This window comes from Kiritimatiellia bacterium (genome assembly GCA_025054615.1).
Lineage (GTDB): Bacteria > Verrucomicrobiota > Kiritimatiellia > CAIVKH01 > CAIVKH01 > JANWZO01.
In genome coordinates, this window is record JANWZO010000007.1 from 63,439 (window position 1) to 77,991 (window position 14,553).

The following is a 14,553-nucleotide window of genomic DNA, read 5'->3' on the forward strand; positions in this document are numbered from 1 at the left end:
CCCTATTTAACTTAAGCAGGCTCTATGCCAGCGTCGGCTGCTCGCGAGTTAGACAATGGATTGCGCCGAGCCCCCACACCAAATCCACGGCGTGGATGCCAATTACCGGTCGGTCGGGGATGAGCTCGGCAAGGATGCCCAGCGCGATCCGGTCGTTGGCATCGTTGAAGGTCGGAACCAATACCGCGGAATTGCAAATGTAAAAATTGGCGTAGCTGGCCGGCAGACGTTGTCCGCGGAACCGAAGGGGATCGGGCATGGGCAGGGCAACCGCCTCCAGCCGGGACCCATCCTCCAGCCGCATATCCCGCACGCGCTCCCAGTTCTCCTCGAGGGAGCGGTAGTTCTCATCGGCGGGATTTTTTTCGCGAACGAGAACGACCGTTTTGGGGTTGACGAACCGACAGAGGTCGTCGACGTGCCCGTGCGTGTCGTCTCCGGCGATGCCCCGCCCGAACCACAAGACATTTTTCGCACCAAAATAGCGCTCAAAGACGGCGGCCCAATCCCTCTTCGAAAACCCTGGGTTTCGGCACTGGACCTCCTGGTCCATCAGGCATTCCTCCGTAGTGATCAGCGTGCCCCGCCCGTTGACATCCAAAGCGCCACCCTCCAGGACGACCCGCCGCCCGCGATGGACGACGTCAATGCGCGGGAGTTTCATCGCCCGCGCGGCTCGAGCGGCAACCGCGTTGTCCAGCTCCCAATCCGGATATTTCGCCCACGCGTTGAACGTATAGTCCAATATAGCCAAACGCGCCCTTTTCGATCCCGACCGGACAAAAAGCGGACCCAGATCGCGCGTCCATCCGCGGTTGGTCGGCCAGCGGAAATATCGGACCGCCTCCTCGGCAACACCAGTGTCGCGCAGCACGCGGCGCGCCGCCGCCTCATGCCGCGCATCCTGCACGATGATGTGAAGTCGCTCTCCTGCCGCGATATGCCGCGCCATCTCCGCAAACGCCCAGGGGATCGGTCCGAATTTTCCGGGCCAGTCGGCGCTGTTGTGCGGCCAACCGATCCAGGTGGCTTCATGCCTCTCCCACTCGGCCGGGTAGTGCAGACGCATGGGTTCAATCCCGATACCGCTTTAAAATTTCCCCGAAAGCGTCGATTCGCCGGTCGCGCAGAAACGGCCAGTTCCGGCGGACCTCTTCGATCCGCGCCGTGTCGATCTCAGCCAGCAGAACCGCCTCCTGATCAATCGGCGCTTCAGCCAACATCACGCCGAACGGGTCACAAACGAACGACGAGCCCCAGAATTCGAGGCCGGCCGCCTGCGGGTTGGGCTTCTCGTGTCCAATCCGGTTGACCGCGGCCACGAACACGCCGTTCGCAATCGCATGGGCGCGCTGGATGGTCTGCCACGCGTCGCGCTGCGCCGCACCGTATTTCTCCTTCTCATGCGGGTGCCAGCCGATGGCGGTCGGGTAAAACAGAATCTCCGCTCCGCTCAGTGCCGTCAGGCGCGCGGCCTCGGGATACCATTGGTCCCAGCAGATGAGCACCCCGATCCGTCCCGCCGGCGTGTCGTGTGCCAAGAAGCCGAGATCGCCGGGCGCAAAATAATACTTCTCATAGAAGCAGGGGTCGTCCGGGATGTGCATCTTCCGATACAGGCCCGGCGCGCCGCCGTCCGGCCGGATCACCAGCGCACTATTGTGGAAGAGACCGGGCGCGCGCCGCTCAAAGATTGGCGCGATGACGGTCACACCGGCCTTTCGCGCCACCTCACCGAGCGCGGCGGCCGACGGACCGTCCACCGGCTCCGCGAGGTCAAACAGCGACGCATCTTCAACCTGGCAGAAGTAAGGTGTCCTGTACAGTTCCGGCAGGCACACGATGTGCGCACCCCGCGCCCCGGCTTCGGCGACGAATTCCGCCGCCCGCCGGACATTCTCCTCCGGCTTTGTCGAACACCGCATTTGAACGAGGGCAATCGTCCGTTTCATACAGTCCCGAGTCTGCCTGATCGGCACCAAATTTCCATCTTATGATTTCCATCCCATGGAAAAATTTTTTTGAAAATTTCCATTGTATGGAAAAACGATCGGCATCGGTTTCCATGCCATGGAATTTACAGACCATGGAAAAAATGCACCGGCCGGGCTCGGCCCTGCTGCGCGTGAGCGTGCGCCGGCAGCGCCTGGAACTCTGGCTAGGTGGGCGCCGCGTGAAGACTTACCGCATATCCACCGCGGCCAACGGCGTCGGCGGTCGGGAAAACAGCTTCCAGACGCCGCCGGGCCTGCACCGCGTGGTCCGGTGGATCGGCGCGGGACGCCCCGCGGGGGCTGTATTCAAGTCGAGGCGGTTCACCGGCGAGGTGGTTCCGCCGACGAAATGGCGGGATCCGGCCGGTCCCGAGCGAATCTTGACGCGGATTCTGCGTCTGCGGGGGTGCGAGCCGGGCGTCAATGCCGGTCCGGGGTGCGACAGCTATTCGCGATACATTTACATTCACGGGACGAACCGCGAACAGGATCTTGGGCGCCCCGCGTCCCGCGGGTGCATCCGGATGGGGAACCGGGACGTGATCGACCTTTTCAACCGGACGCGGGGCCGGCCCACGTGGTGTGTGATCGAGTCATAGGCGCGCGCGAGGAGGCATGAGGCGTGGCCGGCCCGCCAACTGATCCGGAACACGCGCATCGCCTTGTACAATTCGCAGGAATTCGGTAATCGTTCAGGACTGTCGCTTAAGTGCCGGGCAGGGTGCCCGCCAGCAGTGTCGGCAGGAGGACAACTAGATGGCCAAGGTCGTTTTGGAACATGTTTGGAAGATTTACCCGGGCGGCGTCGTAGCCGTGAATGACGCGAACCTGGTCATCGAAGATCGGGAGTTTGTCGTCCTCGTCGGGCCCTCCGGCTGCGGGAAATCCACCACGCTGCGCATGGTGGCTGGGCTGGAGGAGATTTCGAAAGGCAGCATCTACATCGACGGCAAGAAGGTCAATGACGTGCCGCCAAAGAACCGCGACATCGCGATGGTGTTCCAGAACTACGCGTTGTACCCGCACATGACGGTCTACAAAAATATGGCATTTGGCCTGAAGCTGCGGGGCTACCCCAAGGCAGAAATTGACGCGCGCGTGCGCGAGGCAGCCGAAATCCTCGGCATCCAGAATCTCCTCGACCGAAAACCGAAAGAGCTTTCCGGCGGACAACGGCAGCGCGTCGCGGTCGGCCGCGCAATCGTGCGAAAGCCTAAGGCGTTTTTGTTCGACGAACCGCTGTCCAACCTCGACGCGAAGATGCGCGTGCAGATGCGGACCGAGATCAGCAAATTGCACAACCGGCTTGCTTCGACCATGATCTACGTGACGCACGATCAGGTCGAGGCGATGACGATGGGCGACAAGATCGTGGTGATGAAGGATGGCTTCATTCAGCAGGTGGCGCCGCCGCTCGAGTTGTACAACAACCCGGCCAATCAATTTGTGGCCGGATTTATTGGCAGTCCACCGATGAATTTCTTCAAGGGCCGCATCGAGCAGAAGGCGGGCGGCCTTTGGTTCAATGAGGGCCGGTTTTCCGTCCGCGTGGATGATTTGCACGCCGCGCGCGTCGCGCCGTTTGCGGGCCGAGAGATCGTGTTTGGAATTCGCCCAGAGGATGTCGCGGACGCGCGCCACGCGCCATCGCCCAATCCGGACCACGTCGTGAAAGCCCGGGTCGAGGTGGTCGAGCCGATGGGCGCGGAGACCTACATCTATTTGAACACGGGTTCGCACTCGTTTATCGCACGGGTGGGCGGTTCCGATCAGGTTCAAGTCGACCAGGACCTGCAGGTCGCCTTTACCATGCGAAAAGGGCATTTCTTCCACCCGGAAACGGGCGTGACGGTGGCCTGAAGCCGCGGCTCGGATGACGGCATGCCGGATTGGTTGACCATCCTCGGCCAGACGATCCTTGTCGCCGGGGCCAGCTTCATCGTGATCACACTCGTTGCGAGCCATCTGCGCTACGAATTTCTGGTGAGCCGTACGGGAGAGACCCGTTCGGCATCGCCTGCTCCGCCGTCGGCCTTTGAGATCCAGGTGGCCCAGCGGCTCAGCCGGGCGCGACGCGAGAAGCGGCCCCTGATGGTGGTCCGGTTCGCGTTTCGAAATACGGACGCGGTGGCGTCGCAAAGCGAGGCGCGCGGGAACGGCGAGGTGATAGCCCGCCTTGCCGATCGCCTCAAGCGGTTGGTCCGGTCCGGCGACTTGGTCATGCCGATTGATAGCGGTGAAATTGGCGCAGTACTCTTTGCGGGCCGAGCGGGTGCCGGGGCCGCGTTGGGGAGGATTCTGCGGGAAATGTCGCGCGAGCCATTGACGCTGAATGACGGCACGGAGGTTCACATCGAAGTCGCGGCTGGCGCGGCCTTCTATCCGGAGGACGGGGACCGGGCTGCGGATTTGTGCGATCGCGCGCGGCAGGGCCTGTCCGCGTCGCAGGCGGGTGGCGGCGGGTGGAGCGGCGCGGCGGGCGCCGATGGATCGGGCCCTGAGTCAAGCGGGGGTGGAAAGAACGAGGAAAGGCCCTCCGCAATGCTGGATTCTCTGACAGGGGTGATTGCGGACGCGCGAAAGGAGAGCGTTCTGCAGAAATTTGTGGCGATGCGCCGACGGGCGGGCGGGTCGGCCTCGATCCTCGTTGCGGACGTGGATATGCTGCGCCGTTATAACGCGCAGTATGGCCGGGAAGCCGGCGATGAGCTATTGCGCGAATTCGCGCGTTTTTTGCAGCGAAACACGCGAGAGACCGACCTTATTGCGCGGGGCCGCGAGGATCAGTTTATCGTCGCCCTCGATTGCCCGCCCGATGTGGCTATCGAGGTCGCGCGGCGTTTGTGGAATGCGGCTCGGCGAGAATCCTTTGGCGCACGGGGATTGCGCCTGACGGTGACGATCGGCGTTGCGGGATGGCCGGGGCATAGCGGAAATGCTCGGGCGCTGCTGGAGGAAGCGCAGACTGCGCTGCTAGTGGGCAAAAGTCGGGGGAGGAACCAGTGCGTGCTTTTCGAGGAGCCGATGCGGAAATTGCATGTTGCGTCCGCTCCGGCGGATGTTTTCTGAGCGTCTGCTGCATCCGTTTTCTGGAGGGCACTCCATGATCCAACTGGGCGTCAACATCGATCACGTCGCGACCCTTCGACAGGTTCGGAAAACACCGTATCCTGATCCGGTGGAGGCTGCGCGGCTTTGTAGGGATGCGGGGGCGCACGGGATCACGGTTCACCTAAGAGAGGACCGGCGCCATATTCAGGACAACGACGTCGAGCGCCTGGCGCGCGAGCGGGTTCTGCCGCTCAACCTGGAAATGGCGAATTCGCCTGATGTGCTCGCGGTTGCGCTCAAGGTAAGGCCGGACGAGGCGTGCCTCGTTCCGGAGCGGCGTCAGGAGTTAACCACAGAAGGAGGATTGGACGCCCGCGGCCTCAAAGACCAGCTCGCGCCGACCATCGGCGCGCTGAAAGAGGCCGGCGTCAAGGTCAGCTTGTTCATCGCTGCGGATCCTGCTCAGATCGAGGCTGCCGCAGCGCTCGGCGCACCGGTGATCGAATTGCACACCGGCGAATATTGCGATGCAGTCACGGCCGGCGATCAGGCGGCCGCCGAACGGGAACTGGAACGTCTTATCAAGGCAGCCGATTTTGCCCATAAGGCCGGGCTGCAGGTCAATGCAGGGCACGGAATCAATTTGCAAAATGTGGCGGGGATTCTGCGCATTCCCCATCTGCACATGCTCAACATCGGGCACAGCATTGTCTCGCGCGCCGTGTTTGTCGGCCTGCACGAGGCAGTTGCGGAAATGATCCGCGCCATTCGGGCAGCGGCGTGACGGATGCGCCTTTCCCTCGGCGAGAAGCAGGGCTGCCCTAATCAAACAGGAGGAACAGCTCCTTCGGGAGGTTGAGGGGTCGCCATTGCGGATTTTCGAGGGTTCCGGAAAGGCGAAATTCGAACAGCTTCGTCACGGGGAATGTCAGCAGGCGCAAAAAGGCGGCGAGGGGTCCGCGACGCATGAGAACCACTTGGACATCCATGCGAATCCGGCCGTCGAATTCTATATCGCCTCGAGCCCGCATGCTGATAACGTCGCCTGAGAGTTGCAGATCATCCGTGCGAAGTCCGCCGTCCCCGATGAGGAAGGTGCATTCGAGGTCGGTCTGGGAAACAAATCCCAGACCCGGCACCAGTCGGGAGAGCAGTTCGGACAGTCCCCCAAAAAGGGGGGTTCGCAACAGTTCGCCCTGTTCGATGACGAGCCAACCATCTCCCCGAGTCGCCGGGCCAAGAACATCGGATATCAATCCCGTTGCGGTTACGGCTAAATGTAGCCGGCCCGTCGTGGTCTCACCGGCCCAGGACCGTCCGCGCGCGATGGCGGCGAAATCGGCATTGGTCAAACTGATTGTCGCGATGAAGCGAGGTTCGGGGCCGGCGTACGCCGGCTCTACCCAGACGTTCCCCTGAAGTTGCCCGCCGAAGGCGCGGCCCGCGAAATTCGTGACGACGTACCGACCCTTCCATGCGTGCAGCGTGAAAGATGCTGAGTCCGCGAGCCAGTCGCCGCGGCCCATCCGCTCTCCGCGCGCCTCCAGTGTGAGGTCTGTGCGGTCGTGACGAGCCGAAGTGTCGACCACACCGGCCGCGCGCATCTCTGTAGGGCCATCGAAGCTCCATTGCGATACCGCCTTTCTAAGCTGATCGCCGATTAGTCCGGCAACGTCCACCGGATGCATCGTGCTGTATAAATTGGCGATAACCTGCCGGCCGTCGAGGTCGATGTCCATCCGACCTGAGGTAAAGCCCCTGCCTCGAGTGAATCGCCAGTTGTCGAGAATCAGCCAGTGATTGGTGTACGTGAGCGTGACCTCCATGTCGTCGACGGGAACACCCCGGTATTCAAAGCGGCTGGCGGTCAGATGGCCGTGGATAAAGAGGTTGGTTGGTCGAGCAGTGCGAAGGAAAACGCCGGCAAATCGAGGCATGGAATTTGAAAAGGCAAACCTGCGGGCGATCTTGATCTGGTTGCTGGTCAGGAGCGGCGCAAGGTCGTTGGGGTCGAAATTGAGGTCGAAAGAACCAGAGAGCGTATTCCGATCCGGTTGCCAGACCACGTCAAACAGAGCGGTTCCCCTCTGGCCCGTCGCGCCTAACCGCACCTCGCATCGACTCGCGAGCATGGAGCCATCATCCAGAAGTTCGATCTGGCCAGATCCCTGGGCAAACTCCGCCCCCTGATAAGTCAGTCGGTCAAACGCAAAAAAACCGCGAATGACGGCCCCGTCATCCGAGGGATCCGAGCGGGAAGCCTGAATGTGGAATCCACCCGGCCCCCGAATATCGAGCGATGTGAGCGCCAGCCGGCGGTTTTTACGCACGAGCCGGGCCTCCGCGCGATCGACCGGAAATCCGCCAACGGTGCGCGGGGTGGAAATCAACTGCACAAAAAATTCGGGTTCTTGAAAGGTTCCGGTGATTTCGATTTGGGCCTCGGTAGTGCCGGTTAGCAGGATGTCTTCCAGCACTCGGCGAGGACCTTCCCCCAACTTTGGAGTCTGAGACGTCAGTTGAGCAAAGGAGGCCAGCCATGAGCGTGGCCCTACCGTTGGCTCGGCTGTCTCGGCGCGGAGGGCTCCAGACACGCGGAGGCTCATGGAGCCGATCGACGCGGCGGCGAGGATTTGCCAGTCTCCGGTCCGGCGGGCCAGGGAGATCCGGATGTTGTTAACCTCGATGCGGCCAAGCCGGCTTTCGGTCGACGCCTGAAATGGCGGCAGGAAGAGGGCCCCGCCCTCGGCGCGGAGGGAACGAAGGTGGAAGCGACCGGACGCGAGGGATCGATAGTCCGGGGAAAACGAAATTTCATCGAACCGCAGGAAAGGCTGGTCGAAGGAGCCTTCCGGGTAGACCAGGAGACGCTCTAAACGTAGTTCGCCCCGAGGCGTCAGTCGGAGGCCGTCGGCGGCGAGGGTGGCGCCCGTTTCCAGGCGCTGCAACGCGGCGTTTAGAACGACAGAGGGGACGCCCACAATCCACAAAAAGAGAAAGGCGGCCAACAGCAGAACGGCCAGAGACCACAGTCCATGTAGAACGGCATGGATGAAGCCGAGGATTCTCCGACTAGTCGTCGTTTGAGAATGGGGCTTGGTCTTTTTCGGGCGGATTTGGAGCAACCGGGGAGTCCTTGTACAACACAGATCCTTTATACAATGGTTTCAGCAACTTGTCCCGCACATCGGCAGGGATGACAAATATGGCATCACCGCCACGAAGCGCAGCGAAGACTCCGTCCTCCGAATCGCGGCCGATCAGAAGCGCTCGCACGGGGGCCAGTTCCCCCTCGAAGCCAATCGTAAGGGTCGCGCGCGGCGGGTCCAGTCCATACACCGTAAGGTCGGACATCGGGCCCACAAACCGAGTCGCGCGAAGGGATGCGAGCGTTGAAAGCGCGGTTCGTACTTGTTCGGGGTCCGGCGCCGCACCCTGAGTTGCTGAACGGAATTCGTTGGTCGGCGCATCTCGGAGAACTGATTGTTCCAGATGGGCGACGGCCAAGGACAGAATTCGAACGGTGGTCGTGTCGAAGGACAACACAACGGGGTGCCGGTAAATGAACGGATCGAACGGCAGCGCCTCGGCCGCTGAAGCCTGGATGCGGATGAGCGATTGCTCATGGGCCAGAAGGGCTGTAATCAGGCCGTTCGACGGGGCATGGGTAGACAGCAGAACGACCTGATCGTCTTCGCTAGATACGCGGGGCGACGCCGACTCCGCCGGCGAGCTGCGGCGGCTGAACACCAGACGGCGGGCCGGCGGAGCAAGCCCCCAGGCGCTGTAATTAGTATCGGCGCCGTCGATGAACGCTTCGATGCGAAGCCCGGTCCATTCCGCGAGGGCGTTCTGGATGCGGTTCTCATCGGCCCGCGCCCTCACCGGCTCGCGAAGTTCCCACGCTCCCGAGGACTCATCGCGCGCGAGCAGAATCGCTCGTTCGCCCTCCTCGATGCGGATCGACGAAATTTCGTAGGAGGTAAAAGTTAGCGCGCGCCGGTCGCGCAGCGATTCCGCGCGAACCTGCAGGGCATCGAGCAGCGAGCGGGGCACGGTGAAAACGCGCGGCTCGCCGGCTCGAGTGGCGTACACCACATTCGAGTCGCCCGGCGGGGATTTCCCGAGTAGGAGCGTCTGCTCGCCGTAACGGCGGTGGCCGGTGACGGATGCCTGTGCCGAGGGCTCGTCTAGTCCGTAGAGGGGTGCCGCATCGAAAGATTCTGCGATGAATTCGACAATTCGGGCCGTGAACAACTGGTCGAGGAGGTCGCGGACCGAGGCTGGCGCGGCGCGACCGCTCCACGGCTGCTGCATCCGCCAGGTTCCGGCGTCGGTTTTGGTAAGGCTCAACATGCCCTCTCGCCGGCGAAGGTCGAGGCGGGTAACATCGCCGGGGAAGCCGAGGAAGACACGTTTATCGCGAAGGCTGTCCACGGTGGACGGCAGGTCGGCGAGCAAATTGGTCGAGACGACGAAAATAGATGTATCGTTTTCATCCTTGATGAACATCGTGCCGCCGACCGGCGTGTCGCGGCCGACTAGCAACGTCCATGATTTTTCCGCGCTGCGGAGTTCGATGCGCGCCCGCGGGTCGTCCAGCCCGAAGTCGGCGAGAGTCATGCCCTTGTTCCGCCACTCCCGCCCCCGAATCACGTCGCCGCGCTCAAGCAATTCGATCGTATCGAGCAGTCGGGTCACCGCGCCCGCGTCTGCGCGCGACTCCACGGGGCTCACGAGGCGCCACTCGTCGTCGCGGCGTTCGAGTGTCACCTGAAGATCCGGCCGCGTGACGCGGATGATCGTGATGCGTGCGGGGTTCATGCGCAGCACCCGGCGTGCAATCTCCCGTTTTCGGTCGGTCGGGTCGCGGTGTTGTTCAAAAAAGCGGATGTACAAGCCCAGGGCGATGACGAGCGCCAGAAGAATGAGCGTGCTGAGTCGCATGGCCGTAGGTTTGTCCTCAGGTGCGCCGTTGCCACCAGACCCCGGCGCCGGCCGCAGCAATCAGGCCGGGCAGGATCACTGTCGTAAACCAGAAGACACGCGAGACCTGCTCCCGCGTCATGACCAGGCGGATTTCCTCGATGGGTTTTGGGGAGATTGCCATCAGCGCCTCCCGTTCCAGCAGCCAGTTCAGCGCGCTCAGGAAGAAATCCGCATTCCCGCTGCTTTGCGCGCCGTTTGAGAGAAAATCCGTGTCCCCGAAGACGACCAGTCGAGATGGACGCAGGCTCATCTCCAAGTGGGGAGCTGCGCCGCGCTCGGCGGCCACGGCAATTGAAATGGGGCCTCGCCGATCCCGAGCGGCATCGAAACGCATCGGCCGCTGTTCGAGATCGCTCTCCGCCCAACTGTCCGGCGACGTGCGCGCGAGGACGGTGACTCGGGGGCGGTCGACGGGCTGGGGCGTGTCTCCGGATAGCGCCTCAGGCTCCACCGCGCGGGGGAGGTAGAAAACTGTGGCAATATCGCGTAGCCCCTTGGTGATCGGATGAATGCCGTAGTCACTCACGAAGATGTCGAGTCCCGTAAGCGAGCGCAAGGGGTCGACTGCGGCGCCATCCTGAAGCCGGATGCCCCATTCTTCGATTAGCGGCCGCAATCCGGCGGTCGGCCCGTTATCGAGCAGAATCATCAGCCGGCCGCTGTTGTTGAGCCAGGCGCGGATGAGGTCGATCTCGGCTTCGGCGAGATTTTTTGTGGGGCCGGGGATGACAAGCGCGCTGGCATCGGCCGGGATCTGTCGCGTTTCGCTGAGCAGGAGGTCGCGCACCTCAATGTTATCGCGCCGGGCGTGCTGGGCGATCGCGGAGTATCCCGTGTAAGGATCGCGGTCGTTGATGTCTCGCTCCCCGTGCCCGCGCAGGAAGTAGACCACAGGGGGACGCTCCTGGGTGAGGCTATGAATCGCGGAGGTGAAGAGTTGCTCGCCGCGGAAGGAGGACGGGCGGGGCGATTCGCCGGCAAGGACATCGGAAAAATCCATTTCTACGAGATCCTCTCCATTCACGACCTTCGTGCGGCCGAGGGATGAAAAAATCACGAGGTTGATCGCATTTATGTCATATTGGCGGACAAGCGCTTCGGTGCGACCGATATCCCGATGCGGGTCGACTCGATCGACGCGAATATGCGGCGAAATGTGCTGATATTCCTTCAGGAGATTGATGACGTCCTCGAGCGAGGGGTGGTCCGGTTGGAAAAAAACGACCACATCCACGGCAGAGGTCAGCGAAGCAAGCAAACTACGGGTCTTGTCGGACAAGGTGTAAAACTGGCTCCGGCTGATGTCGCTTCGAACATAGTGACGATGCGACAGATAGTTGACCATCACGACAAGGGCGGCTGCGAGGGCGACGGCGGCGCCAGCGTTCAAACCCAGGGCAATTCGGCGCCCGACACCGCCGCGCTGGTCAGCGGACAAATTCTCCCTTTCGCGCTTCATTTCCACGTACGTGACTCGACCACCTTAACCGTTGCGAACAGGACAAGGGCGGTGCTGCTCAGATAAAATACAATCGGACGGGAGTCGATAACCCCGCGAGAAAATTCGAGCATGTGGACGTATGAGGAGATGTAACTGCTGACAGCCCGGACGGCGGAGTCACGCGCGATTTGTTCAACGAGTCCAGCCAAGAAGAGAATGAGCAGCACGGCAAATGAACAGACTGCGGCAATAATTTGATTGCTCGTTAGGGCGGAGCACAGTAGGCCGATGGACAGGTAGAGCATTCCGACGAGCAAGGCGCCCAAATACCCACCGGCAACCGCACCGAGGTCGAGCGGGGCCATATCGACGCTGAAGTAGCGCAGAATAAGGAGGAAAAGTCCGGTCGGCAGCCAGAGGAAGGCGTAGAAGCATATCGCGCCGAGGAATTTGGCGAGTACAACCTGTGCGTCCGTGATCGGCGCGGTGAGAAGGGTTTCGATCGTGCCGGATTTCTTTTCTTCCGCCAACAGCCTCATCGTTAGAACGGGCGCGAGGACGAGCATGGACATCCAGTAGAATGGGCTGCCGAACAGGAGATTCATGATCGAAATGCCCGCGGGTCCTTCGGCAAGGATCGAGACGAGCAGCGAAAAGATCAGGCCGATCGAGGCGAGGAAGAAAACCGCTACTACATAGGCGATCGGCGAAAAAAAGTAGCCGGTAAGTTCCTTTTTCCAGAGGACGGCGAATGCCTTCATGCCCGAACCTCCGTTCTTTCCGATCGGGTCAGCGCGACAAAGACGTCCTCCAGCGTGGCTGCTTCGAGGTGAAGTTCCCGCAGCGGCCAGCCGCGGGCAGCGGAGAGGGCGCCGATTTCCGGCCTCGGATCTTCATTCTTGGCTGCGCGGACCGACATCTTCAGCCAGTCGCCCGCATCGGCTACCTGGACCTCGAGGACACCAGGGAGCGAGCGCAGGGCTGCCTCGGCCTCTTCGCGGGGCGCCTTCCATTCGATCGCGATGGCCGATTCGCCGGCCAGACGGTTGCGCAGTCGGTCGGTGCTGTCCGAGGCGACAAGACGGCCACGGTGGATGATCAGCACGCGACGGCAAAGCATTTCCACCTCGTGGAGGATGTGGGATGACAGGAGAATCGTATGGCGATCCGCGAGGCTCGCGATCAGCTCGCGTACTGACCGAATCTGATTGGGGTCGAGGCCAATGGTTGGTTCGTCAAGGATCAGCAAATCGGGGTCGTGGACTAGGGCCTCCGCGAGGCCGACCCGCTGGCGGTAGCCCTTGGAAAGCTGACCGATGATCCGATTCCCCGAATCGGCGATGCCGCAGCGCTCTTTGACTTCTTGGAGGCGCTGCTTGAGGCGGTTGCGAGGGACCCCCTTCAATCGAGCCCGGAACCGCAGATATTCATCCACTCGCATGTCGAGGTAGAGCGGACAATTTTCCGGCAAATATCCGATACGCCGTCGAACCTCGACCGGGTGATCGGCGACGTCGAGATCCGCGACGCGAACGCTGCCTGATGTTGGAGGCAGGTAGCCGGCAAGAATTCGCATGGTCGTCGTTTTTCCCGCTCCGTTCGGTCCCAGGAAGCCGACAATCTCACCGGGACTGACCGTAAACGACACGTCGTCCACCGCGACGCGGCCGGGATACCGTTTGGTCAAGTGCGAAACTTCGATCATGGTTCAGCGGGCCTGAATATCCCAATACGAAACTTCGGCGAGAATAAAATCCGTGCGTTCGTCGAGACGCACCAACCGCAGTTTAACGAACTCCCCGGGCCGCACGGACTCGAGGGCGGCGGCCACGTCCTCACTTTCTCGGATTTCGACATTGTTAATGCGGGTCAGCAGCAGTCCCGGCCGCATGCCCGAAGCCGCAGCCGCGCCACCGGCGAGCACCCCTTCGATCCCGAGGCCGTGGGTAAAACCGGCCCGGCGCGCCTGTTCGGGCGTCGACGCCGACAGGACAAGCCCGAGACGCTCTCGCGCCAATTGATCGCCAGATCGGCGCGGAACCGGTACCATCGTAAGTTCGACCGCTCGCACCGATGAACCGTCGTCAATGTCTACTCGGACGCGTTCGCCCAGCGCCAGCCGGATCAGCTTCCGGTGGAATGTTACGGCGTCGGGCACCGCTTCGCCTCCAAGAGAGACGACTCGCATGCCGGCTGCCAGGCCGGCTTGGTGAGCTTCGCTGCCGGGTTCGACATGCGAAATGGCGGGCGGCACCTCTGTCGCTGCGATTTCAAACCCGAGCCAGCCATGCCGGATGACTCGAGGGGACATCCATTCGCCGAGCAGCGTACGAACTCGTTTGACGGGGATTGCGAACCCGATGTTCTGGGCCTGCTGGAGAATCTGCACATTCAAACCGATCATTTCGCCATCCAGATTGACCAGCGGGCCGCCGGAACTGCCATAGTTGACCGCCGCGTCGGTTTGCAGAATGTCCCGGTACACGACATTGTCTCGATAGCGAGCTTCGCGATTGATCCCGGATAGGACGCCGACGGTCACTGTTTGCGAGAATCCAAAGGGATTGCCCAACGCGATGACGGTTTCCCCCAGCAGCAGATCGTCGTCCCGCGCGAACGCGATGGCTGGAAGGGGTTGGCTGCTCTGAATTTTCAACAGCGCGAGATCGTTCAACGGGTCGCCGGCCAGAAGGCGCGCGTCATAAACGGTGCCGTCCCCGAGAGCAATGCGTATGGCACTGGCCTGCTCGATGACATGGTAATTCGTCAGGATGTAACCGTGCTCATCGACAATCACGCCGGAGCCGAGGGAGTGCCGACGTTGTTCCTGAATCAAGGGCGGCGGAAGGAAATCTGGAGGGATAAGTCCTCCTTGCGCGAGGCTCCGCAAGTTGTAGAAAGGGTCGCGATACACCACTTTTACGATTCGCTCAGTTCCAATATTCACGACCGATGGCAGCACCCGCGAGACGGCCTCGACCACTGGTGTCCGGCGCACCGGGCTGGCGGCGGTGGAGAGCGCCAAGGCGAAGCTGCAGAGAATCGACCCTGTACGGATGGCTCGAGTGTGGAACATAT

General features: G+C 61.8%; 12 protein-coding genes. 4 read left to right on the forward strand and 8 right to left on the reverse strand.

Annotated elements, in window-relative coordinates:
- Nucleotides 1-22: 22 nt before the first annotated feature.
- A complete protein-coding gene (locus tag NZ740_04935) occupies nucleotides 23-1,069 on the reverse strand; it encodes an agmatine deiminase family protein (GenBank protein MCS6771353.1) in 1,047 nt (348 codons plus the stop codon).
- A gap of 4 nt (nucleotides 1,070-1,073) precedes the next feature.
- A complete protein-coding gene (locus tag NZ740_04940; protein MCS6771354.1) occupies nucleotides 1,074-1,952 on the reverse strand; it encodes a carbon-nitrogen hydrolase in 879 nt (292 codons plus the stop codon).
- 113 nt (nucleotides 1,953-2,065) lie between these two features.
- Between NZ740_04940 and NZ740_04945 the strand changes: the two genes are divergently transcribed.
- From NZ740_04945 to NZ740_04960, 4 genes are all read left to right on the forward strand, one after another.
- Nucleotides 2,066-2,593, forward strand: coding sequence for a L,D-transpeptidase (locus tag NZ740_04945; protein MCS6771355.1), 528 nt, complete (start codon nucleotides 2,066-2,068; stop codon nucleotides 2,591-2,593).
- 157 nt (nucleotides 2,594-2,750) lie between these two features.
- Nucleotides 2,751-3,854: a sn-glycerol-3-phosphate ABC transporter ATP-binding protein UgpC gene (gene ugpC, locus NZ740_04950; protein MCS6771356.1), complete on the forward strand. Its 1,104-nt coding sequence runs from the start codon at nucleotides 2,751-2,753 to the stop codon at nucleotides 3,852-3,854.
- 21 nt (nucleotides 3,855-3,875) lie between these two features.
- Complete coding sequence (locus tag NZ740_04955; GenBank protein ID MCS6771357.1) at nucleotides 3,876-5,063, forward strand: diguanylate cyclase; 1,188 nt, start codon at nucleotides 3,876-3,878, stop codon at nucleotides 5,061-5,063.
- A 34-nt stretch (nucleotides 5,064-5,097) separates the two neighbouring features.
- Nucleotides 5,098-5,829 (forward strand): pyridoxine 5'-phosphate synthase, encoded by a 732-nt coding sequence (locus tag NZ740_04960; GenBank protein MCS6771358.1) that lies wholly within the window; start codon nucleotides 5,098-5,100, stop codon nucleotides 5,827-5,829.
- Nucleotides 5,830-5,866: 37 nt separating this feature from the next.
- On the opposite strand, the gene NZ740_04965 is transcribed toward NZ740_04960, so the two are convergent.
- The 6 genes from NZ740_04965 to NZ740_04990 are packed head-to-tail and all read right to left on the reverse strand — an operon-like array spanning nucleotide 5,867 to nucleotide 14,551.
- Nucleotides 5,867-8,170 (reverse strand): hypothetical protein, encoded by a 2,304-nt coding sequence (locus NZ740_04965; GenBank protein MCS6771359.1) that lies wholly within the window; start codon nucleotides 8,168-8,170, stop codon nucleotides 5,867-5,869.
- Nucleotides 8,118-9,992: a DUF4340 domain-containing protein gene (locus NZ740_04970; GenBank protein MCS6771360.1), complete on the reverse strand. Its 1,875-nt coding sequence runs from the start codon at nucleotides 9,990-9,992 to the stop codon at nucleotides 8,118-8,120. Before NZ740_04970 ends, NZ740_04965 begins: the two co-directional genes overlap by 53 nt.
- A gap of 16 nt (nucleotides 9,993-10,008) precedes the next feature.
- Nucleotides 10,009-11,493 (reverse strand): GldG family protein, encoded by a 1,485-nt coding sequence (locus NZ740_04975; protein ID MCS6771361.1) that lies wholly within the window; start codon nucleotides 11,491-11,493, stop codon nucleotides 10,009-10,011.
- Nucleotides 11,490-12,236 (reverse strand): ABC transporter permease, encoded by a 747-nt coding sequence (locus NZ740_04980; protein MCS6771362.1) that lies wholly within the window; start codon nucleotides 12,234-12,236, stop codon nucleotides 11,490-11,492. Before NZ740_04980 ends, NZ740_04975 begins: the two co-directional genes overlap by 4 nt.
- Nucleotides 12,233-13,180, reverse strand: coding sequence for an ATP-binding cassette domain-containing protein (locus NZ740_04985; GenBank protein MCS6771363.1), 948 nt, complete (start codon nucleotides 13,178-13,180; stop codon nucleotides 12,233-12,235). Before NZ740_04985 ends, NZ740_04980 begins: the two co-directional genes overlap by 4 nt.
- A gap of 3 nt (nucleotides 13,181-13,183) precedes the next feature.
- Nucleotides 13,184-14,551 (reverse strand): trypsin-like peptidase domain-containing protein, encoded by a 1,368-nt coding sequence (locus tag NZ740_04990; GenBank protein ID MCS6771364.1) that lies wholly within the window; start codon nucleotides 14,549-14,551, stop codon nucleotides 13,184-13,186.
- Between the last annotated feature and the right edge of the window lie 2 nt (nucleotides 14,552-14,553).